This window comes from Enteractinococcus helveticum (assembly GCF_020742345.1).
Classification (GTDB): domain Bacteria; phylum Actinomycetota; class Actinomycetes; order Actinomycetales; family Micrococcaceae; genus Yaniella; species Yaniella helvetica_A.
Map to the genome: position 1 here is coordinate 201,842 of NZ_DYXC01000072.1, position 20,311 is coordinate 222,152.

The 20,311-nt window shown below is 58.2% G+C and carries 20 protein-coding genes; 15 read left to right on the top strand and 5 right to left on the bottom strand.

The genetic code is table 11. The annotated features are described in order from the left end of the window. Nucleotides 1-30: 30 nt before the first annotated feature. Nucleotides 31-360: an Rv1322 family protein gene (locus K8V32_RS06805; RefSeq protein WP_303904814.1), complete on the top strand. Its 330-nt coding sequence runs from the start codon at nt 31-33 to the stop codon at nt 358-360. Here K8V32_RS06805 and K8V32_RS06810 read toward each other — a convergent pair. Beyond that, nucleotides 357-1,595, bottom strand: a complete 1,239-nt coding sequence (locus K8V32_RS06810) for an AI-2E family transporter (RefSeq protein ID WP_303904817.1) — start codon at nt 1,593-1,595, stop codon at nt 357-359. The two genes, K8V32_RS06805 and K8V32_RS06810, sit on opposite strands and share 4 nt — an antisense overlap. Nucleotides 1,596-1,741: 146 nt before the next feature. Between K8V32_RS06810 and K8V32_RS06815 the strand changes: the two genes are divergently transcribed. The 6 genes from K8V32_RS06815 (at nt 1,742) to K8V32_RS06840 (ending at nt 9,544) form a co-directional block, all read left to right on the top strand. Then, nucleotides 1,742-3,832, top strand: a complete 2,091-nt coding sequence (locus K8V32_RS06815; protein ID WP_303904820.1) for a hypothetical protein — start codon at nt 1,742-1,744, stop codon at nt 3,830-3,832. A gap of 56 nt (nt 3,833-3,888) precedes the next feature. Next, nucleotides 3,889-4,809, top strand: coding sequence for a co-chaperone YbbN (locus K8V32_RS06820; RefSeq protein ID WP_303904823.1), 921 nt, complete (start codon nt 3,889-3,891; stop codon nt 4,807-4,809). Between the two features lie 92 nt (nt 4,810-4,901). Next, the gene (locus K8V32_RS06825) at nt 4,902-5,681 is read left to right on the top strand and encodes an ABC transporter ATP-binding protein (protein ID WP_303904826.1); all 780 of its coding nucleotides are present in this window, start codon (nt 4,902-4,904) and stop codon (nt 5,679-5,681) included. Then, nucleotides 5,666-7,264, top strand: coding sequence for a Tat (twin-arginine translocation) pathway signal sequence (locus tag K8V32_RS06830; protein ID WP_303904829.1), 1,599 nt, complete (start codon nt 5,666-5,668; stop codon nt 7,262-7,264). Before K8V32_RS06825 ends, K8V32_RS06830 begins: the two co-directional genes overlap by 16 nt. 54 nt (nt 7,265-7,318) lie before the next feature. After that, nucleotides 7,319-7,672 (top strand): DUF3039 domain-containing protein, encoded by a 354-nt coding sequence (locus K8V32_RS06835; protein ID WP_524536706.1) that lies wholly within the window; start codon nt 7,319-7,321, stop codon nt 7,670-7,672. A 99-nt stretch (nt 7,673-7,771) separates the two neighbouring features. Further along, entirely contained in the window at nt 7,772-9,544 is a 1,773-nt protein-coding gene (locus tag K8V32_RS06840) for a DEAD/DEAH box helicase (protein WP_303904958.1), read from the top strand. 267 nt (nt 9,545-9,811) lie between these two features. Here K8V32_RS06840 and K8V32_RS06845 read toward each other — a convergent pair whose 3' ends face one another. After that, nucleotides 9,812-10,477 (bottom strand): isochorismatase family protein, encoded by a 666-nt coding sequence (locus K8V32_RS06845; protein ID WP_303904832.1) that lies wholly within the window; start codon nt 10,475-10,477, stop codon nt 9,812-9,814. Between the two features lie 53 nt (nt 10,478-10,530). Next, nucleotides 10,531-11,790 (bottom strand): nicotinate phosphoribosyltransferase, encoded by a 1,260-nt coding sequence (locus K8V32_RS06850; RefSeq protein ID WP_303904962.1) that lies wholly within the window; start codon nt 11,788-11,790, stop codon nt 10,531-10,533. A 163-nt stretch (nt 11,791-11,953) separates the two neighbouring features. Here K8V32_RS06850 and clpS point away from each other — a divergent pair, with 163 nt between their 5' ends. Genes clpS through K8V32_RS06885 form a run of 7 tightly spaced genes read left to right on the top strand, consistent with a single transcriptional unit; the run spans nt 11,954 to nt 17,118 of the window. After that, nucleotides 11,954-12,250, top strand: coding sequence for an ATP-dependent Clp protease adapter ClpS (clpS, locus tag K8V32_RS06855; RefSeq protein ID WP_303904835.1), 297 nt, complete (start codon nt 11,954-11,956; stop codon nt 12,248-12,250). Between the two features lie 19 nt (nt 12,251-12,269). After that, the gene (locus K8V32_RS06860; RefSeq protein WP_303904838.1) at nt 12,270-12,947 is read left to right on the top strand and encodes a DUF2017 family protein; all 678 of its coding nucleotides are present in this window, start codon (nt 12,270-12,272) and stop codon (nt 12,945-12,947) included. Further along, entirely contained in the window at nt 12,944-13,852 is a 909-nt protein-coding gene (murI, locus tag K8V32_RS06865) for a glutamate racemase (RefSeq protein ID WP_303904841.1), read from the top strand. Before K8V32_RS06860 ends, murI begins: the two co-directional genes overlap by 4 nt. Before the next feature lie 16 nt (nt 13,853-13,868). Next, nucleotides 13,869-14,681, top strand: coding sequence for an MBL fold metallo-hydrolase (locus K8V32_RS06870; protein ID WP_303904844.1), 813 nt, complete (start codon nt 13,869-13,871; stop codon nt 14,679-14,681). A 13-nt stretch (nt 14,682-14,694) separates the two neighbouring features. Continuing rightward, on the top strand, nt 14,695-15,462 hold the full coding sequence (gene rph, locus K8V32_RS06875; protein ID WP_303904847.1) for a ribonuclease PH: 768 nt from the start codon (nt 14,695-14,697) through the stop codon (nt 15,460-15,462). 4 nt (nt 15,463-15,466) lie between these two features. Next, a complete protein-coding gene (gene rdgB, locus K8V32_RS06880) occupies nt 15,467-16,084 on the top strand; it encodes an RdgB/HAM1 family non-canonical purine NTP pyrophosphatase (RefSeq protein ID WP_303904851.1) in 618 nt (205 codons plus the stop codon). Then, nucleotides 16,081-17,118: a 3'-5' exonuclease gene (locus K8V32_RS06885; RefSeq protein WP_303904854.1), complete on the top strand. Its 1,038-nt coding sequence runs from the start codon at nt 16,081-16,083 to the stop codon at nt 17,116-17,118. Before rdgB ends, K8V32_RS06885 begins: the two co-directional genes overlap by 4 nt. A 45-nt stretch (nt 17,119-17,163) precedes the next feature. Here the strand turns inward: K8V32_RS06885 and K8V32_RS06890 are convergent, their stop codons facing one another. Next, entirely contained in the window at nt 17,164-17,736 is a 573-nt protein-coding gene (locus tag K8V32_RS06890; RefSeq protein WP_303904857.1) for a hypothetical protein, read from the bottom strand. A 143-nt stretch (nt 17,737-17,879) separates the two neighbouring features. Here K8V32_RS06890 and K8V32_RS06895 point away from each other — a divergent pair, with 143 nt between their 5' ends. After that, nucleotides 17,880-19,685, top strand: coding sequence for a DUF2207 domain-containing protein (locus K8V32_RS06895; protein WP_303904860.1), 1,806 nt, complete (start codon nt 17,880-17,882; stop codon nt 19,683-19,685). On the opposite strand, the gene K8V32_RS06900 is transcribed toward K8V32_RS06895, so the two are convergent. Further along, on the bottom strand, nt 19,682-20,305 hold the full coding sequence (locus K8V32_RS06900; protein WP_303904862.1) for a protein-L-isoaspartate O-methyltransferase family protein: 624 nt from the start codon (nt 20,303-20,305) through the stop codon (nt 19,682-19,684). The two genes, K8V32_RS06895 and K8V32_RS06900, sit on opposite strands and share 4 nt — an antisense overlap. Nucleotides 20,306-20,311 lie beyond the last annotated feature (6 nt).

Here is a 20,311-nt window from a genome sequence, read left to right on the forward strand (position 1 = left end):
GTGGGTCGGCGAGTATGTGACAATAGGTGCATGGCTCGCAAGAATAAGCGCCGTCGTGATCAGAATCCCAAACGCGGCAGAAGAACCCGTCCCGTCGGAGAACTCAACCGAGCCGTTTTTGACACGAACTACTCTCACGAAGAGTCCTTTGACGGCGGATGGCACGTTCGGCAGATCCCGGCCTGGCGTGCGGTGAAAATCTACACCTGTCCGGGGTGTTTGCGGCACATCCCGCAGGGCCAGACGCACGTGGTTACCTGGCGGTCAGACTGGCTCATGGGAGATGAAGATGCCGGCCAATTACGTCGTCATTGGCATAGTGCTTGCTGGAATAATCGGCGCCAAGATATGCGATATTAGCGCGCGTCCTGATAGGGCACATACACTTCTCGTACGAGTACCAAAAAGCCGGCGACCACGGGAATGGCCATCAGCGCGCCCAACACACCCAGTAGGGAGCCGCCGGCAATGACGCCGATGACGGCCAATGCACCTGGGATTGCTACCGCGCGTTGCATAATGCGCGGAGAGATCACATAGGCCTCGACTTGTAGGTATATGAAATATATGATCGCGAAGATCAGAGCGGATTGCCAACCGGCAAATAGTGCCAGCAGCGTGATGATGATGCCACCGGTAACCGCGCCCACCAACGGGATAAAAGCCATGAATCCGGCAAATAATGCCAACAGTGCGGCATATTGCAACCCGGCGATGGACACGGCAATGAACGCCACGATGCCATTGAGCGTGGCCACGATGGTCTGTCCGACAATATAGTGTCCCACGGACCCGGTAATTTTCTCCGAGAGGTATTCGAGCCGTTCACGGCGCGATCGCGGAGCCAGCCGGTAGAGCCACTGTTTAATGGTGGGTAGCGAGGCCAGAAAGTACAAGGTCAGCACGACGACGATCAGAACCGAGAAGCCAACATTGACCACGGCGGTACCAAACCCCAGAATACCGCCGAGCAAGGTGGTGATATTGGAGGTATCCGAAACGAATTTATTGACCTCGGTGGTGATGACCGTGGCAACATCGAATTCGTCGTCGATAGCACGGAAGAAATCTGAGGCAATAAAATCTGACACCACGGTCGGTAAGATCTGGGCAAATTCGGTGGTCTGTTCCACGATTACCGGGATCAGCGTGGAAATAAAGATCGTCACGATCCCGATCAAAATGGTCACCGCCGCTGCGACACCGACCCCGCGGGGTGCACCCCAGGATTGGATTTTGGTGACGATCGGATCCAAACCCAGCGTGATGAAAATTGCTGCCAGAATCCAAACGAGCAGTTGAACATTTGATGACACCAGCACGTAGACGGCCAGTGCCAGCCCGACGCCAACAGTCAGTAAGAATCCGGTTCTGATCGGGCGCGATACGAGCTCCACCGGGCCGGTGGGCGGGCGTTCGGAGGTGAAATCTTCGGCCTGAGTGATCGGGCTGGCAGGGTACTCGTCCGGCTCGGGCACGCGAAATTGTTGTCTGGCGCGGGTCGTAGCCAACTGGGCACGCGCCCCGGTGATGCGTTGCTTAATATTTTGGAACAGGTTCGACTTTGGCCTGTCCGACTTCGAATTCTCCGCCACAGCCTCCACATTACGATACGATGCCGCCGCTGTGGCAGACCCGAACGGCGCGGTGGCGATGGGATTGCTACTATGATGGAAAATTAGCCAGGTGGCATCGACCAGGTGCGCCAAACCGAGCAATCGAACGGAAAAGGTGGCAGGTTTTGAAAACTCTCGGCGGTATCGGCGCCATGATTCTGGGCGTCGTCGCGATTTTAGTCTCCGTGGGGCTGCAAACCATTTGGGCACCCCCGGCCGTATTCAACGCGACCACCGAAACAACCCAAGACGCCCCGCTGACTATCATTACCGACGGGGTGGACATTGACCCGGATGAGGCCATCGAATATACCGTGAAAGGTGACGGCGAGTTCACCTTGATGTACGGCCAGTTGCGTGACATTGAAGCCTGGGTTGGCGACGCCGCACATCATCGCATCGACGGAGTCAATACTGACGTGGGCCGCGGGGAAGACCCCAGCGTCAACATCACCTATGTGGATGGACAAGCCGAAGTGCCCAACCCGGTGACCTCAGATTTGTGGTTGGCCACCCAAGAAGTCACCGATGAGGTCACCCAACGCTGGACCCGCACCGATGCAGGGGAGTGGGGCCTGCTGATCGCCGTCGACGGAACAGCTCCCGCACCTGCCGATTTCAGTGTTTCCTGGGTCAACGTTGAACCCAGCTCACCGCTGATCGTGCCGCTGATGATCGCGGGCATTGCCCTGGTCCTTCTTGGCATTGCCTTGCTGATCTGGCGCTTTGTTGAATTTCGACGACGTGCCAAACGCACTTCGGGACGCCGCGCCGCGCAACGCGGCGACTACACCGGTCTGACGGCAGCCGATGTCATGGCGGGCAGTGAATCAACGACCCAGACGCTATCTGTTGAACAGATCGAGGCCGGCGAACCGGTCCAGGATCCCCAGACCGATCAAGCCACCGAGGTTGTGGCCGGTCTGCCACTGACCGAAGATGACCAACTTGCCGATGAAGATGAATTGGCGATTCGTGGTTCGACTGCCGACAAGACCAGCCGCGTGGACGAGCCTGCTGACAATACCGACCCCGAGGACGATCACCTCGACGACGATGAGGATGCCCCCGGCGGGTCTGCTGGCCCGGATCACGACCCGACAACCGGGCAGCCGCCGCTGTCAGACGCACCAGAAGATCACGACCACCCCGAAGATACAAAAGACAACGGTGGATTCTTGCGCCGGACGATTACTGCGCTGTCAGCCACGGGGCTGGCCATCGGCCTGGGTGTCGGTCCGGTGCATGCCAGCTCGGAAGCTCCGGCAGAAGACGACATTTCGGACCAGGTCGATCAGAACCAGCTGGAAGAAGAAGGTGCTGCCGAAGACTCCGATACCTTCCCGATCGTCGTCGATGCTCAATTTGAACAGATCCTCGAGGCCGTGTCCACAACCACCGAACAGGCTGATGCAGACTTTGATGCCGAAGCACTCACCGGACGCGTGGCGGGCCACGCGCTGCGTTCGCGCCAGGATTCTTACCGCAACCACACAATCGATGCAGACTATCCGAGCCGAATCCCGGTGGCCTCCGATGAGATTCTGGCGACCTGGATGGATCGTGATGAGTCCTTCCCACGCACCATCTACGCTGTCACCAGTGACGCCGAAGGCTCGGCAACCCAGCTATTGGTGTTGCGCCAAGAGGATGCTCGCTCGCAGTACCAGCTGGTTCAAAACGCCCCCTTTGCTCCCGGGGCAGAGCTGCCCGCCGGATCCCTGACCGATCACAGTGTGGTGAATATGGCCAACGACGAGTCCACCGACTTGGTCATGTCCCCTAACGCTGCTGTTGAAGCACTGGCCGACTATCTTACGGATCCGGAGGCCGAATCCGCAGACCAGATTGCCGATAACGAGTGGATCGAGATGATTCACGAACACCAGGCCGACCTGGAAGAAACCCACAGGGAAAACGACATTGATGCCAGCGTGACTCGAAACCTATTCGAAGACTCCGTGACCTCGGTACGTCTGCCCAACGGATCCGCCTTGGTCTTTGGCACCATGAACTCGTTGGAGTCGCTGACCCCGCAAGAAGAAGGTGCCACAGTTGATGTCACCGATCTTGTTCAGGAAGTTGGCGAATTCCCGTCGTCGTCTCGCGAGGAACAGGTGCGCATCCGCTACCGTGAACAATTTGCGTTGCTGATTCCTTCCGACGGCGAAGTTTCGCTGGCCGGATATGAGACCGTTCTATCTACCGTTGACTAACCAGCACACTAGACTGGTGATCACGTCCACGAGCCGAATCTGAGAAGAAGAGGATTATGACTCAACAGCCTGACTCCACCCCATCGCACTCCCGCGATGCCATCGATCTGACCCAACTGTCCTCGGCCCATTCGGCCGATGCCCAGGGCGGCACCCAACGATCCTGGGTCCTACCCGACGTCGACCAACAATCGCTACAAGACCTGTTACAACACGCGGCCACCGTCCCGGTGATTATCCACCTGGCGGTGCCCTCCAACCCTGCCTCGGACCAAATCGATGCCGTACTGCAGCCGGCCATCGACGCCCGCGCCGGACGCATGGTTATGGGCCGCATCGACACCGAAAAACACCCGCAACTGCTACAAATGTTTGGTGTGCCGGCAGGCCCGATGGTTGTAGCCCTGGTGGGACAGCAAGCCCTGCCACTGTTCAACGCCCCCGTAGCCGCCGAACAGCTGGAACAACTGCTCGATGAAATCAACGCCTCCGCCGTACAATCGGGCATGGCCGGCACGGTGCCACCACTGGTCGAGGCCACCGACGCAGACGGTGAGGCCGTGCTGCCACCCCTGCACCAAGAGGCCGAAGCCGCGCTGCAGGCCGAAAACTACGACGACGCCATTGCCGCTTATGACAAAGCGCTGGCCGAAAACCCGCAGGACGACGAAGCCGTCCGTGGCAAAGCCCGGGTCGGCCTCATGCAGCGCACTCGCGACATGGACGTTCAACAGGTGCGCGCCAACGCGGCGGATAACCCTAACGACGTGGCCGCGCAAACCGCAGTGGCCGACCTGGATTTGCTCGGCGGTCACGTGCAAGACGCCTTCGATCGCCTGGTGAAATTCATTGCCCGCAGCGCCGGGGAGGACAAAGACACCGCCCGCATGCACCTTTTGGAGCTCTACAGTATCGTCGGCGAGCAAGACGAACGAGTTGCCAGCTCGCGCCGAAAACTTGCTGCCACCCTGTTCTAAACCGGTCAGCTGATGCGTTCCATCCCCCGTCCGAGGCGAAGTTCAACCGGACGGGGGATACCTTTTTGCACACGACTTTTTAGACTGGACTTATGTTAGAGAAAACTTCCCTACCCGACCCTGACAACGCAGTTGTCATCCGGTCATTGGGCAAACAATTTGGCGACAAGATCGCCGTCAACGGCATCAATCTGACCATTCCCGCCGGCTCATTTTATGGATTCGTTGGTCCCAACGGTGCCGGGAAAACCACGACCATGTCGATGATGACCGGGCTGTTGCGCCCGGACCATGGCCAGGTGTGGGTCCACGGCATCAATATGTGGGAATCCCCGCAACAAGCCAAGTCTGTACTGGGTGTCCTGGTGGACGGCGCCGCGGTATTTCCCCGGCTCACCGGTACCCAGCTGATCACCTATTCAGGGCTACTGCGTGGTATGGCGGCCAACGTCGTTGCCGAGCGCGTGCCCGACCTATTGCGGGTCATGGATCTGGAAGAAGCAGCCAATAAAATGGTGGCCGACTATTCAGCCGGTATGACCAAGAAAATCTCGCTGGCTGCCGCAATGATCCATTCGCCACAAGTACTGATCCTCGATGAGCCCTTCGAAGCCGTGGATCCGGTGTCCTCGGCTCGCATCCGGGCCATCCTGAATGATTATGTGAACTCCGGCGGCACCGTGATGATCTCCTCTCACGTGATGGATCTGGTTGAACGTACCTGTGACCATGTTGCGGTCATCGATAAGGGTCAGGTCCTGGCATCGGGATCCATGGCGGAAGTCACCGACGGCGTCTCACTTGAAGACCGCTTCGTAGGCATGGTCTCCAGCGAACAATCCGGGGAAGGACTGTCATGGTTTCGCACCTAGTTCGTCTGCGGTACTTATTGATGTGGAACGGGTTTCGGCGTTCCGTGGGGACGATGATCGGGGCGATCTTTTCTGCCCTGGGGTTTTTATATTTTATCGTCATGGCCTACGTTCTGGCGTTTCTGGCGGCCGCTATCCCGGTCCAAGAAATGTCCTATACCGCCCGTGGCGGAGTCTTTGTCCTGTGCGGAGCTGTGAGCCTGATCGTCTGGATGGTCGGACCGATCATCTTTTCTTCATCAAACCCCTTCACTAACCCGAAACATTTTCTGACTTTCGGCATCCCCAATAAGTCCTTCATTCCCGGGGTGGTTCTCGGGGGCGTCGTGGCCCCAACCGGCATCGGTACCCTGGTGTTGTTGCTCACCGGTGTCGTGTTGTGGGGTTGGCAGCCAGCGGCAATCATTGCTGGGGTGCTGTCCGCACTGCTGGGCACCGTATTGTGCGTTATCAGCATGCAGGTGATCGTGGGGGTGCTTAATAACCTGATTTCCCGGCGCGTCGTACGCGATGCCATCCAGCTGATCGTTCTAGTGCCGTTAATGCTCACCGGATTCATCCTGATGGGCGCCATTGAAACCATCCAGGAATTCTGGGAACTCCTGCCGCAGATTGCCACCTGGGTAGCATTTACTCCAGCAGGATTCTTGGCCCTACCGTGGTTCGTCGCCCGGGGACTGTTTGGTCTGGCGGCACTACACCTCATCGTGATGCTTGCCTATATTGGTTTGGCAACCTGGGCATATAGCGCAATCGTCGACCGTGCGGTTGAAGGTGCCGGAACCACGCGCGAACGCCAACGCGAAAACGCCGGTATTGGTCTTCTGGGACGCGCAAATTCGCCGATGCAAGTCATCTGGGCCCGCTCATTGCTGTACTGGGTTAAAGACCCCCGCTATGCTGCAAGCCTGATTCTGGTCGGTGTGCTTGTGCTGTTCGGTGTGCTGGGTACCACCGTCATGGACACTAATGATTTCCAGTTCTTTATCAAGATTCTTCCCGCCCTGATCGCCTACATGCTCGCGTTTTCCATCTCGGCTGACCTGTCATATGACTCCACCGGTTTCTCGCTGCATGTCACCTCTGGTGTGCGCGGTGTCGATGACCGACTGGGCAGGGTCTTGGCTTTGCTGACCTGGGCATTACCCGTGGTACTGTTGCTGACCATCGCGATGGTGTCTGCCACCGGCGTCTGGCATGAGTGGGCCACCTGGCTGGGACTGTCCATTGGGCTCTTATTAACTGGCACGGCGCTGTCAGCGGTGATTTCTGCACGCTACATTTATCCAGTTCCACCACCCGGGACCAGCCTGATGTCACAACCCGAAGGCGGAATAGGACGAACCATGTTAGTCCAGACCGTGGGACTATTCGTGCAGTTGTTGATTGCCTTACCCGTGGTCATTCCTGCCGTCGTAGCACTGATATTGGGCAGTCAAGCGTGGGGCATCATCACGTTAATGATTGGGGTGCTCTACGGGGCCGGCTTATTGTGGGTCGGAGTGAAACTTGGAGCCAAATGGTATGAACGTGCATTGCCAGAAACTTATCAGTCAATTGTCAAGGTTGCGGCGTTATACTGAGCACATAGCCTGTCGCGGACGCGTATTGTCCGCTGTTCTGACTACAATGGAGGCATGAATCCGATGAACTCTGTGTACGCTTCGTCCACTGATTACGATCCGCACGAAGACGTCAACGGCGGCGCAACCGGTGTGTTGGAGCGTGAAGAGCAGCTCCATGCAACTGAACCTGGAGACCACGAACGGTTCAAGCACTTCGTGCAAAAAGACAAGCTCACCGAGGCTATCATCAACGGTACGCCCGTTGTGGCACTGTGCGGCAAAGTGTGGGTGCCATCTCGCGACCCAGAACGTTTTCCCATGTGCCCCGCCTGCCAAGAAATTTGGGACGGGCTAGAATCTGGGGATGATAATTCCGAGGACTCAGGCAAAGGCCGAGGCTTCTTCGGTTTCGGTCGTAAGAAGTAACTCTAAAACGTTATAAATATTGACCACCATGGACTGGTGGTCAATATTTATTTGTTTTCATCACGAACTTAGGCCATGAAGGAGGCTGTGTCGTCACTCATGAGTGAAGCGCTGTTTCAGATCGGAGAAGATCTCCCACCCGCCCTACCAGAACGGGCCGCCTGGGGGACCGCACCGAAACTACGGCAGTGGCAGCAAGAAGCCCTTGAACTGTATTTCGAGAAACCGCGTAAAGACTTCATGACCGTGGCAACACCCGGCGCTGGTAAAACCACATTCGCGCTGCGGGTGGCAAAAATGCTACACGAAAGCGGAGTAATCTCCCGGATCACAGTGGTGGCGCCAACAGAGCATCTCAAAAGCCAGTGGGCCGACTCAGCAGCACGCATCGGTTTGGCGATTGACCCGAACTTTAAAAACTCCGACGGTCGCCATGGATCGGAATACATGGGGGTCGCGGTGACCTATGCTCAGGTGGCTTCCAAACCGATTCTGCACCGCAACCGGACCGAAGCCGCCCGGAGCTTGGTGATCCTTGATGAAATCCACCACGGTGGCGACGCTTTGTCCTGGGGTGAGTCCATCCGCGAGGCCTTCGAGCCGGCAACTCGGCGTTTATCGCTGACCGGTACACCATTTCGCTCGGATGATGCACAAATCCCATTCGTAGACTACGTGGACGACGGTACCGGTGTGCTGCGTTCCCGGGCCGATTACACCTACGGTTATGGTCCGGCCCTGCGAGACTATGTCGTGCGGCCGGTCATCTTCATGGCATATTCGGGACAAATGCGTTGGCAAACCTCAACCGGTGAGGTCATGGAAGCTCAACTCGGTGAGGCGGCCACCAAAGATATGACCGCAAGTGCCTGGCGGACGGCACTGGATCCCAAAGGCCAATGGATTCCATCGGTCCTGAAAGCTGCCGACCTGCGTCTGACCGAGGTACGCCGCAATGTCCCCGACGCCGGTGGACTGGTCATCGCCACCGACCATGAAGATGCCCGCGCCTATGCAGAAATCTTGGAGCAACTATCCGGCGAGCAAGTTATCACAGTCTTATCTGATGACCCTACTGCGTCGTCGAAAATTGAAGAATTCTCAGCGGGCACTCAGCGCTGGATGGTAGCGGTGCGCATGGTCTCTGAAGGCGTTGACGTGCCACGTTTATGCGTGGGGGTGTATGCAACCTCGACGTCAACCCCAATGTTCTTTGCCCAGGCTGTTGGCCGTTTCGTTCGTTCTCGAAAACGTGGTGAAGTGGCTTCGGTCTTTCTGCCCTCCGTGCCAAAGCTCATGGAGCTGGCAAATGAGATGGAAGAAGAACGCGACCACGCGCTAGAACTTGATACTGGTGTCTCTGTTGAGGAGCTGGAACAGGCCCCCGAAGAGGACCTGATGCGAGCAGCCAATCAAGAAGAATCCGCATCGTCGTCGTTGACCGGCGCCAAGTTCCAGGCATTAGAATCGCAGGCACTATTCGATAAGGTCTTATTCGATGGTGGTGAATTTGGCACCGGCGGGGCAATTGGTTCGGAAGAAGAACTCGACTTCCTAGGAATTCCCGGCTTGCTGGATGCTGATCAAGTCTCCACGTTGCTTAAACAGCGCCAGGCCGAACAGTTGCGTCGCCAGCCGCGCAAACAACCGGCTGAAGATCCTAGTGTAGTTGATCACCGCCAGATGAAAGAGCTGCGCAAGAAACTGTCATCCTCGGTATCGGCTTGGTCAGCACGCACGGGCACACCGCACGGGATGATACACAATAAACTTCGTGAGCTCTCCGGTGGACCTGCTGTCGCACAGGCAACGAAAGAACAAATTGAACACCGCTTGGAGATCCTACAGGGTTGGTTCGTCGGACGAAAATAGCCCGCCACCGGAGACTACGGCCAGGTGCAGGCTTCACAGACACTGCTGGAGTGGGACGATACTCGATGGTGGGAAGCAAAGGTACATCCACCCTGCCACACACCTGAATGTACTGTTGAACAACGCCAAGCCAATACAAAGGGCGACAACAGCCACGATGAGGTCACCACAGCAACCGGCACATTGACACTACCTCGCCGCGGCGTGGTTAACCACCAAAGGACCGCTGGTCCTGGGGGAACAGCGGTCCTTTGAGAATAGGAAAGTTTAATGCACGAAGGCGTCGGCTCCCGGCCATTCAGAGAGCATCACGCCGGCGTCTTCCATCTCTTCTAGTGCGGCATCAATGCTGTCTTCGGAGACCCCAACGGTCAGGTTGGTGAGCACGCGGACTTCATATCCGGCGTCGGAGGCATCCAAGGCGGTGGCACGTACGCAGTGGTCGGTGGCAATACCGACCACGGTGATTCGTTCGACGTCGTGATCGCGCAACCAGTCGTCCATGGTCATGGAATCGGCATCGGTTGCAGCAGCGGCGGCAGCGGTGGCCCCGTAGGGTCCGGCGACGCCGTCCTGACTGCGAACAGTATCCGGCTCGCCAAGTACGCCGTCGAAACCCGAGTACCCATCTGTGTACTGGCCTTTGAGAAATTCGGCGTCAATTGCCTCCGCGTCAATATTTTCATGGAGTTCTGCACCATCAGTACCAGCAACACAGTGGATAGGCCAGCTGGTTTCAAAGTCTGGCTCAGTGGCGAAATGTGGGCCCGGATCGATGTGCCAATCGCGGGTTGAAGCAATGACGTGGTATTTTTCACCGCACTGGTTGATGTATTCGGTGATCAATGCAGCCGTTTCTGCCCCGCCTTCAACCGCGAGGGATCCGCCTTCGCAAAAGTCCGCTTGGACGTCCACGATGATCAGAGCATGCATGGGATTTCATCCTTTGTATGGGAGTGTTTCTCCGGTGTAGGTAACCGGGAAGCCTAGTGTAATGCAAAAATGGTTGGAATGGCGGGTTCACCGGCCTGTAAGCGACGGGCGTCACGAGGCAGTTCGGCCAACGTGTGGCTATGGTGCGCTGCAGCTCGCCGCACGGCCGCTGCGCCGGTGTATCGGGAATCGATTTCGCCCTCGGTGACCATCTGTACCAAGAGTGGTCGGTGGTTGGCGTCCCAGGCGGGTTGTTCATCTGCAATGACAACCTCAGCGGTTGCGACATTATTGTGCATCCGGCGGGCGGCAAATTTGCGTCCCCCACGACTGGTTTTACCCTCAGCCTGTTTTTGCACGTCAATCCAGTTGCCGTGCTGGTCTTCGCGGGTTGTGAGTTTATACACCAATGACGCCGTTGGGGCGCCTGAGCCGGTGACCAGCTGGGTGCCCACACCGTAGGAATCTACCGGGGCAGAGCGCAGTCCAGCAATCGCATATTCATCCAGATCCGAAGTGACCACGATCCCGGTGTTGGTATTCCCCAAGTCGTCCAACAGGCGCCGGGCGTGGTGGGCTTCTTCTAATAGATCCCCCGAGTCGATGCGAACATAGGCCAGCTCGGGACCAGCGACATCTACTGCATTCCGGATGCCTTGTTCGATGTTGTAGGTATCGACCAGCAGGGTGGTCTGGTTGCCCATAGCCTCAACCTGGGCTTCGAAGGCGGCCTGTTCGTCGTCGTGCAGCAGCGTGAAAGAGTGGGCTGCGGTGCCGGCGGTGGTAATACCGTAGCGCAGACCGGCGGCCAGGTTCGAGGTCGAATCGAATCCGGCAATCGCGGCGGCACGAGCAGCGGCCGCGGCGGCTTCTTCATGAGCTCGGCGCGACCCCATCTCGATGCACGGGCGGCCACCGGCGGCCATGGTCATGCGTGAGGCGGCCGAGGCGACGGCGGTGTCATAATTGTGCACCGATAACAGGTAGGTTTCTAGGATCACGGCTTCTTGAAAAGTCGACTCGACCTGCATCAGTGGAGAGTTTGGGAAATAGGGTTCACCTTCGGCATAGGCAAAAATATTGCCGGTGAACCGATACTCAGCCAACCAGTTCAGGGTGTCTTCGGACACAACATGATGATCGGAGAGGAAACCAAGGTGCTCGTCGTCGAACCGGAAATTCGCTAGCCCCTCAAGAAACCTCCCTTGACCCGCGCTGACGCCGTATCTTCGTCCGGCGGGCAAGCGCCGCGCAAACAGTTCGAAAACAGCACGACGCGTGGCAGTACCGGCCTTGCGGGCCGCATCCACCATGGTCAATTCGTAGTGGTCAGTAAAAAACGAAGTAGGGCTGATGCCACGTTGGGTGTTATGCACGCCTTACACACTAGTCCTTTGTGCACCGTCAGAACACATTTTGGCCTTGCCAGAACGAATTGGCACACTTGTGCCCAAGTTGTTGCCTAGAATATGGGGCATGTCCATTACGTGTGCTGTTGATGTCGACCCGGATATTGCCGTTGAGGAAACCGCCAAGGTCGCCGAACCGTGGAAAGTGATTGTCTGGAATGACCCCGTCAACCTCATGAGCTATGTCACCTACGTTTTTCGCACTTATTTTGGGTTCACCGCATCGGTTGCCCATAAACTCATGCTGCAGGTACACAACGAAGGCAAAGCCGTGGTAGCCAACGGCACCAAAGAAGAAGCCGAACGCCACGTCGCGGCACTGCACGGATTTGGCCTGTGGGCGACCTACGAGCAGAATCAGTAAGGAACGGCACACTTTTCTTATGGCATTAGCATTTAAATCCACCCTGCGCGGGTACTCCGCATTTCTCGAAAAGCCCGAACGGCAAATCCTGCGATCGCTGTTTTCCGATGTGCTAACCCTGCTGGGCGGGGTATCGCCGGCCGATCAGCAACTCGATGACGACAAACCCCGGTTCCGGGATCGGTTTCGGACCGGCGAATCCCTCCGACTGCCCCGCGCCCCCGGGCCAGCTGAAGCAGCGTCGTCCACCGATGACGCTTTTTGGAATCTGGTCGGGACGTTGACTGATGAGGTCGTACACCTCAACCTGGATGACCCGGCCGTCAAACGCTTACTGCCGGATGCGCGTTCGGGTGACGACGCCCACCACGGTTCCGAACAGTTCCGCCAGTTGGCTCAGGATGACATTCGCCAACAGAAGATCACCGATTTGCAACGGGCCTATGCGCTGTTGCAGTCTGGATCGTTAATGCTCAACCGCGCGGAAGCCGAATCATTTTCGCGCGCATTGAATCAGGTGCGCCTGGTGCTGTCATCGCGACTGAAAATCACCGATGAGCAGGATGCCGAGCGGGTCCATGCGATCGGTTCGGTAGACCAGGCCACCGACGTAGAAAGCTACATGGCGTTGTTATATAACTTTGTGTCCTGGCTACAAGAAACGCTCATGCAGGCGTTGATCGGAGATATATCGTGACGAAGCCCAATCCTCAAGCGCCGATCGGCATTTTCGATTCGGGTGTCGGCGGGCTGACCGTGGCGCGTGCGATTATCGATCAGCTGCCCGATGAGGACATCGTCTATGTGGGTGATACTGCCAACAGCCCGTATGGTCCCAAACCGATTGCCCAGGTGCGGCGTCTGGCGCTGACCATCATGGACGAACTCGTCGACGCCGGAGTCAAACTGTTGGTCATCGCATGTAACTCGGCCACCGCCGCGGTACTGCGTGACGCCCGGGAACGTTACACTGCCGCCTATGGGATTCCGGTGGTAGAAGTGATCCAACCCGCCGTGCAACGCGCGGTGATTTCCACGCAAAACGGTAAGGTCGGCGTCATTGGTACCGAGGCGACTATTTCCTCGCGAGCCTATGAAGATACATTTGCTGCGGCACCACACTTAGACATTACCTCCGCCGCCGCGCCGCGATTTGTTGAATTTGTGGAACGTGGAATTACCACCGGCCCAGAGCTTATTTCGGTGGCCGAACACTACCTGGAGCCCCTCAAAGCCGCCGGGGTTGACACCTTGATTCTTGGGTGCACGCACTACCCGCTACTGGCCGGGGTGATTAGCTATGTGATGGGGGAGAATGTGAACTTAGTCACCTCATCGGAGTCCACGGCGCGTGCGGTGTATCGCGAACTGGTCCGCCACGGGTTAGAAAATCCGGCCGGTGCCCGGCCAGAAAACCCGCACCCCAACACGCGACACAAGTTCATGTCCACCGGGGATCCGGGCAGTTTCGCCCAGCTTGCCCAACGGTTCTTAGGCCCAGAGGTCGGTGGCGTAACGCAGATTCGAACGGTCGCCGAACAGTTCCCGACCGGTACACTGTCGGTAATTGCCGCACCGACGTCCGGCTCTGCCACGCACTAGCAAAGGAATCGAGGACATGCAGCTCACCATCATTGGCGCATCAGGCTCATTTCCCGGGCCGGGATCACCCGCTTCCTGTTACCTAGTGTCCGCACAAGGCGTTGACGAGGCTGGTGACCCCAAAACCTGGCGCATCATCCTCGATATTGGTAACGGCGCGCTGGGTACCCTGCAGCGCTACGTGGCACTGGAAGACATCGATGCGATCATGCTTTCGCACCTGCACCCGGATCACTTTATGGATCTGTGTGGCCTACACATCGTGGTCCGCTGGAACCCCAACGGGTGGGACGTTGGGCGCATCCCGGTGTACGGGCCGGCCGATACCGCCGACCGCATTGCCATCGCCTACGGGCTGGACCCCGATCCGGGCATGCACCCGGATTTTGAGTTCATCGACTGGCAAGTCCGCACACCCATCGAGATCGGCCCGTTTAAGATCACCCCGTATCCGGTGCGCCACCCCATTGATGAGGCCTATGCGCTGCGAGTGGAAGCCACAGAAATTGGCCCCGATGGTCAACAACACACCGCGGTACTGACGTATTCGGGAGATACCGATACCGCCCCCGGCCTGGTCGAAGCCGCCCGAGACGCCGATCTGTTCCTATGCGAAGCCGCATTCCACGAGGGCCGCGATGATGCGATCGACGGCGTACATTTGACCGGTAAACGTGCCGGACAAATGGCCAGCGAAGCCAACGTCGGCCGACTGCTATTAACACACATTCCCGTCTGGAACGACCCGTTAGTCGCATCCCAAGAAGCTCGCGAAACCTTTGCCGGACAACTGGCTGTGGCCGTTTCCGGTGTGACCTATACCGTTTAGAAGGAGACACTGTTTGTCCACTCGCGCCGATGACCGCACCGCCGACCAAATGCGTCCCGTCACCATAGAAACCGGCTGGTCCGCCCACGCTGAAGGTTCCACCGTGGTGAGTTTTGGCAACACCAAAGTACTGTGCACCGCATCATTTACCCAGGGCGTGCCACGCTGGCTCAAAGGTAAAAACCGCGGCTGGGTCACCGCCGAATACGCCATGCTGCCGCGTGCCACCGGCGAACGTACCGCTCGGGAGTCCGTGCGCGGTAAAATCTCGGGTCGTACCCAAGAAATTTCCCGACTCATCGGCCGTGCCCTGCGCGCCGTCGTCGACACCAAAGCTCTTGGCGAGAACACCATCGTTATCGACTGCGACGTCATTCAGGCCGATGGCGGCACCCGCACCGCCGCGATTACCGGCGCCTATGTCGCCCTGGCGCTGGCCGTGGAATGGGCCCGCGAACAACGCATCATCCGCTCAACCGCTGTGCCGCTGACCGGTTCGGTCGCCGCAGTGTCAGTTGGCATGGTGGACGACGTCGCCGTGGTCGATTTACCGTATGAAGAAGACGTGCGCGCCGAAACCGATATGAATGTGGTGACCACCGGCGATGGCGAATTCATCGAAATCCAAGGCACCGCTGAACAACACCCGTTCAATCGTACCCAACTGGATGCCATGCTGGACCTTGCCCTGGCCGCAACCACCCAGCTGACTGACATCCAGCAGGCTGCCCTCAACGCTGCAGCCGAAGCCCGCGCCGCCGAACTAGCAGCCCAGGCGTAACATCGTGGAACCGCTGATCGTCCTGGCCTCCAATAACGCCGGCAAACTGCGCGAACTGCGCGCTATCCTCACCGAAGCCATCCCCACACTAGACCCGGCACAAATTATTGACGCCGCAACCGTCAACGCCCCCGACATAGTCGAAGACGGCGTGACTTTTGAAGCCAATGCGCTGAAAAAAGCCACCCTAACCGCCCAGGCCACCGGACTGATCGCCGTAGCCGATGACTCCGGACTCACCGTGGACGTCATGCACGGGGCCCCCGGTATTTTCTCGGCGCGCTGGGCCGGCACCCACGGCGATGACCAGGCCAACCTGGACTTACTGTTAGCCCAACTATCCGATATTGACCACCCGCACCGCGGGGCCGCCTTCGTGTGCGCTGCAGCCTTGGCCACCCCGGACGGCGAAACCCGCCACGTAGAATTTGGCCAACTGGCAGGCGACCTGACCTTCGAACCCCGCGGCAATAATGGTTTTGGTTACGACCCGATCGTGGAACTGGCCGAATATGGTCAGACCTGTGCCGAACTGGACTCCGAAACCAAAAACGCGATCTCACACCGCGGCAAAGCCTTCCGCGCACTGGCACCACATCTGGCAGGTGTGCTGGGCAAGTGAATTTCACCGCGATCGATTTCGAAACCGCCAACGGGTTTCGCGGATCGGCCTGTGCCATTGGCGCGGCGAAATTCCGCGATGGCAAACTCGTAGCAACCCACTACACCCTGGTGCAACCGCCGGCCGGATACGACCGGTTTGACCCGCGCAATATCGCTATCCACGGGATCACCCCCGGCGACGTCGTCACCGCACCTGCTTTCGCCGAGCACTTCAAAGACTTCTATGCATTTATTGACCACGACGTCGTTTTTGCCCACAACGCCGGTTTTGATATCGGCGTCATCGAAGCTGGACTCGAAGTATCGAAACAGCCCATTCCACGCCTGGAATTTGCTTGTACGCTGAGCCTGTCACGCAAAACCTACCAGCTGGCCAGCCACGCGCTGCCCTCTGCCGCCGCCGAAGCCGGCTACGTATTGCACAACCACCACAACGCGCTCGAGGATGCTAAAGCCGCGGCCGCGATTGTCGTAGATGTCGCCCGACGCGTCGAGGCAGACTCCCTGGACGCACTCCTACATGCCACCGGCATGCAGCGCCGCGTGCTGCAGCCCCGCGCCGTGGGCGAAAACCTCTCCAAACCCACTCGACACGCCCTGACCATGCCCGGCATATTCGATGCAAATAACGGTGCTGTCCCCGCCGAGCAACTCCCAGATCTGATCCGCTGGCCCAACGAGGGCACCAACCCGCAGGTCAATCCCGACGCCGATCCGCGCCACCCGCTCTACGGACATCACGTAGTATTTACCGGCATGCTGGGCATCTCCCGGCAGGAAGCCAAGAATCAGGCCGCCGCCTACGGTGCCAGGACCCAGTCGCGCATTAACACCACCACGACAATGGTCGTGATTGGAGACGGCATCCGCCCCGAAGAACTCACCGACATTACCAACCACCCGCGCTTGCAGCAGCGCAAGATGCGCGACGTCGTCGCCCGACGTGCCCAAGGCCAGGATATTGTATTGGTCACCGAGCCCGAATTCTTGGCGATGCTCAATGAAAACTGGCCGCACGCCACCGCGATTTAATGCGTATTGCGGTCTAGGCTGCGGCCGGGCCGAGGCCCACGGTGGTTAGGTGAGGTTGCGACAATTTCCGCCGATGCCGGCAAGTAGACCGGCATTGCTGGCCACGGCTGCAGCATCCTGGGAGGTCCACGAGCCATCGGTGACAACAATAGCAATCTCCAACTCTGAGCCGAGCCCCAGCAACCCGCCCAACAGGTTCGTCGGCACATCAGTACGGTAGCCTTGGGCGGTTGTCACCGTATTACCGCTGAGGCTGAAGCCTGTCAGTGGGGCAAGGACAGAACCGAGTCCTGAAGTCGAGGCGTGGACTTCAACGTCGTCGAGTGTGTAGCCATCCGGTAGGCTCCAAAAGATTCTCACTCGTGCACCGAGTCCAAGAATCCCCGGACGAAATTGGCACTGCCCCGTCAGTGTGGGCGCTGGTACATTACCGGCCTGGAAAGCACCTGCAGCAGCCCTGGAGGAATGCCAATGTGCAGCCGTGAAATTCGGCGCATTGGTCGACAAGACCAGACTCAATGCGGTGATGACTACGATGACCAAACCAAAAGCCCAGCGAGCCTGAGGTGCCACATGACGACGCCTTGGGGCACGTTGAGGCAGGGATGTTGTTTTCACAGTCTCTCCGCATGAATTGATTGAAGATTGCAGTACCTATGCTACAGAATGCCACAGTTCGGACCTGGCGTTGACCGGATCGCTCCAACCTGACCAGCATGACGCTAGTAGTCCTATGTCAGCGGGTGTTTTAGACTTGCGCCATGAGTGCTATTCCTGCGGGCAAGAAATATTGGGCTATCTGTCTTGGGGCTCTGCTGCTTACGCTGAGCTGGGCAAGTACAGCAACCGCTGACGAGCATACCGTTGAAAACTTTGACTATGCTGCTTGGCATCTCAGCTACGACGTCGGACTGGATGCCGACGGGCGTGCGGTCGCTGAAGTCACCGAAGAATTACACGCCGAGTTCCCAGAGTTTGACCAAAACCGCGGGATCATTCGCTCGCTGCCACTGCGCTATCAGTCGGCTCCGGCAGCACCGGAGCATATTACTGTCACGGATGGCTCCGGAGCACCAGTACCATTTGAGGTAGATAACAGCGATGGGTTTCGAAGTATTCTCATCGGCGACGACGATTTCATTCACGGATCCCAAACCTATGTCATTTCCTATACGCTTCACGACGTCATGCACACAACCCAGCAGGCCGATGAGTTCTACTGGGACATTATCCCGTCGGATCGGCCACAACACATTGCTGAAGTCACCGCCCAGATCACACTTGATGCGCAGTTAACTGCTGCGTTGACCGGCTCGGCGGCCTGCTATGTTGGCACCCCGCAGGACTCACAAGCCTGCGACATACAACGAACCGACGGCGATGAGGCAGTCTTTAGTATTGAGCAGGCAGGGCTGCCGGGCGGCCACGGCGTCACCGTGGCCATCGGAGTAGAACCCGGCACCGTGGTCCAACCCCCGCAACGCCAGGACAATTTCCTCCTCGACGTCGTGCCACTACTCATTGTCATTGCGGCAACGCTGATAGCCGGTGGGGGAGCGCTCGCGGTCTGGACGATGGTACGGCGTCATCGCCATGACACCAGCCAGACCAGTATCGAATACGGCATTCCGTCCCAGGTGAATCCACTGCTTGCCGGGCAACTGATGGGCAAGCATCACAATCCGATTGTGGCGACCATCCTGGATTTGGCGGTGCGCGGCGTCGTGCGCATTGAAGAAATACCAGAAACCTCACGGTGGTTGAAACAGGCAGAGACCAAGCCGATGCTGCGCCTGCTTGACCCCCAACTGGTTGATGACCCACAGGAACACCTGTTACTGCGCGGGATGTTCCCGAACCTTCAACCAGGCGAGACCTTCGATTTCCCGAAGAACTCCAAACCCTTTATGCAGGCCACCCAGGCCGTGGTGAAAGACAGTACGACGACGGCGCTCGACCGCGGATATCAGCAGAATCAGCGACATCCGGGTGCAGCGGTAGCCGGCTGGACGGCCATGGGCCTGCTGATTCCGGCTGTTGTGCTGCTGATATTGGGCACCAGCAGAGATAACACCCCGATGACGGTTGCCAGCATCATGCTGGGTGGGCTGTGTCTGATATTGAGTATCACCTGCGTGATCAAACACCGGGTACTCACACCGCGCGGGGCTGCACTGCGGCGACAACTGGAAAGCCTGGAGCAGGTGATACGAGCCGATGACGCCGCGCGGTTGAACATGATGCAATCATTCACCAACGCACCGCGCCGAGCTGACGACGGGTCATATGTGTATATTTATGATCGCCTGTTACCCTATGCGGTGCAGTTTGGCCTGCAAAAACAGTGGACCAAAGCCATGGCAAATACCTATACGCATCATGATTGGCCGGCACCGATGTGGTATCCGCTGATGTTTAGCAGTGGTCACCACGGTGCCGAATCCGCGTTGACTTCGATGCTGTCGTCGGTCAGTTCTGCGGCGTCAACCTCCAGCCCAACCGCCGGATCAACCGGTGGTGGAGCCGTGGGCGGCGGAGGTGGCGGTGGTGCTGCCGGTGGCCGCTAAGTCATCAGGTCCACAAACCGGTAGGCTCCGTGGCGGGTGATTTCGGCGTCGTTGGGATCTGGGCCGTGGCGCACCACGCGCAACATGTAGCCTGCCACCGTGATGACCATGATCCCGTCGTCGGTCAATTGTTCGACCAGTGCATGAGGTAAATGCGCTGCCTCGGCAGACACGAGAATACGGTCAAAAGGTGCCTCACTGGGTGCACCCAACACGCCGTGCGTGGCGGTTTCGATCCGGCACCACGGCAGGTTGTGTTGCTCAAGCGCGGCTGCGGCGGTATTGGCGAGTTCGGGAATAATTTCTAATCCCAGGACACTGCCGGTCTTAGTGACCAGGTCACCCAGGATCGCCGTCGTCCACCCTGACCCGGCCCCAATATCAAGCACCTTGTGACCCGGGTGCACATCCAGCAGCCATAACATATCGGCTACCGTGCTGGGTTGTGAATTTGTTTGATCATAGCCAATGTGAATCGGACGGTTGTAACCGGCAAATTTACGCTGGTGCTTGGGCAGAAAATCTCTGCGCCGACGTCGTCGCATTGCGGCCTGCACCGCATCATCTCCGGGTCCGGGTGCTCTGGCGGCGACGATGGACTCCCAATAATTGCGGCGCATGATCAT

Excerpts from the sequence above, each read along its gene's own strand:
- K8V32_RS06805 (WP_303904814.1), top strand. The coding sequence starts at position 31 with ATGGCTCGCAAGAATAAGCGCCGTCGTGATCAGAATCCCAAACGCGGC.
- K8V32_RS06820 (WP_303904823.1), top strand. The coding sequence starts at position 3,889 with ATGACTCAACAGCCTGACTCCACCCCATCGCACTCCCGCGATGCCATC.
- K8V32_RS06825 (WP_303904826.1), top strand. The coding sequence starts at position 4,902 with ATGTTAGAGAAAACTTCCCTACCCGACCCTGACAACGCAGTTGTCATC.
- K8V32_RS06830 (WP_303904829.1), top strand. The coding sequence starts at position 5,666 with ATGGTTTCGCACCTAGTTCGTCTGCGGTACTTATTGATGTGGAACGGG.
- K8V32_RS06835 (WP_524536706.1), top strand. The coding sequence starts at position 7,319 with ATGAATCCGATGAACTCTGTGTACGCTTCGTCCACTGATTACGATCCG.
- K8V32_RS06840 (WP_303904958.1), top strand. The coding sequence starts at position 7,772 with ATGAGTGAAGCGCTGTTTCAGATCGGAGAAGATCTCCCACCCGCCCTA.
- K8V32_RS06845 (WP_303904832.1), bottom strand. The coding sequence starts at position 10,477 with ATGCATGCTCTGATCATCGTGGACGTCCAAGCGGACTTTTGCGAAGGC.
- K8V32_RS06850 (WP_303904962.1), bottom strand. The coding sequence starts at position 11,790 with ATGGTGGATGCGGCCCGCAAGGCCGGTACTGCCACGCGTCGTGCTGTT.
- clpS (WP_303904835.1), top strand. The coding sequence starts at position 11,954 with ATGTCCATTACGTGTGCTGTTGATGTCGACCCGGATATTGCCGTTGAG.
- K8V32_RS06860 (WP_303904838.1), top strand. The coding sequence starts at position 12,270 with ATGGCATTAGCATTTAAATCCACCCTGCGCGGGTACTCCGCATTTCTC.
- K8V32_RS06870 (WP_303904844.1), top strand. The coding sequence starts at position 13,869 with ATGCAGCTCACCATCATTGGCGCATCAGGCTCATTTCCCGGGCCGGGA.
- K8V32_RS06895 (WP_303904860.1), top strand. The coding sequence starts at position 17,880 with ATGAGTGCTATTCCTGCGGGCAAGAAATATTGGGCTATCTGTCTTGGG.
- K8V32_RS06900 (WP_303904862.1), bottom strand. The coding sequence starts at position 20,305 with ATGCGCCGCAATTATTGGGAGTCCATCGTCGCCGCCAGAGCACCCGGA.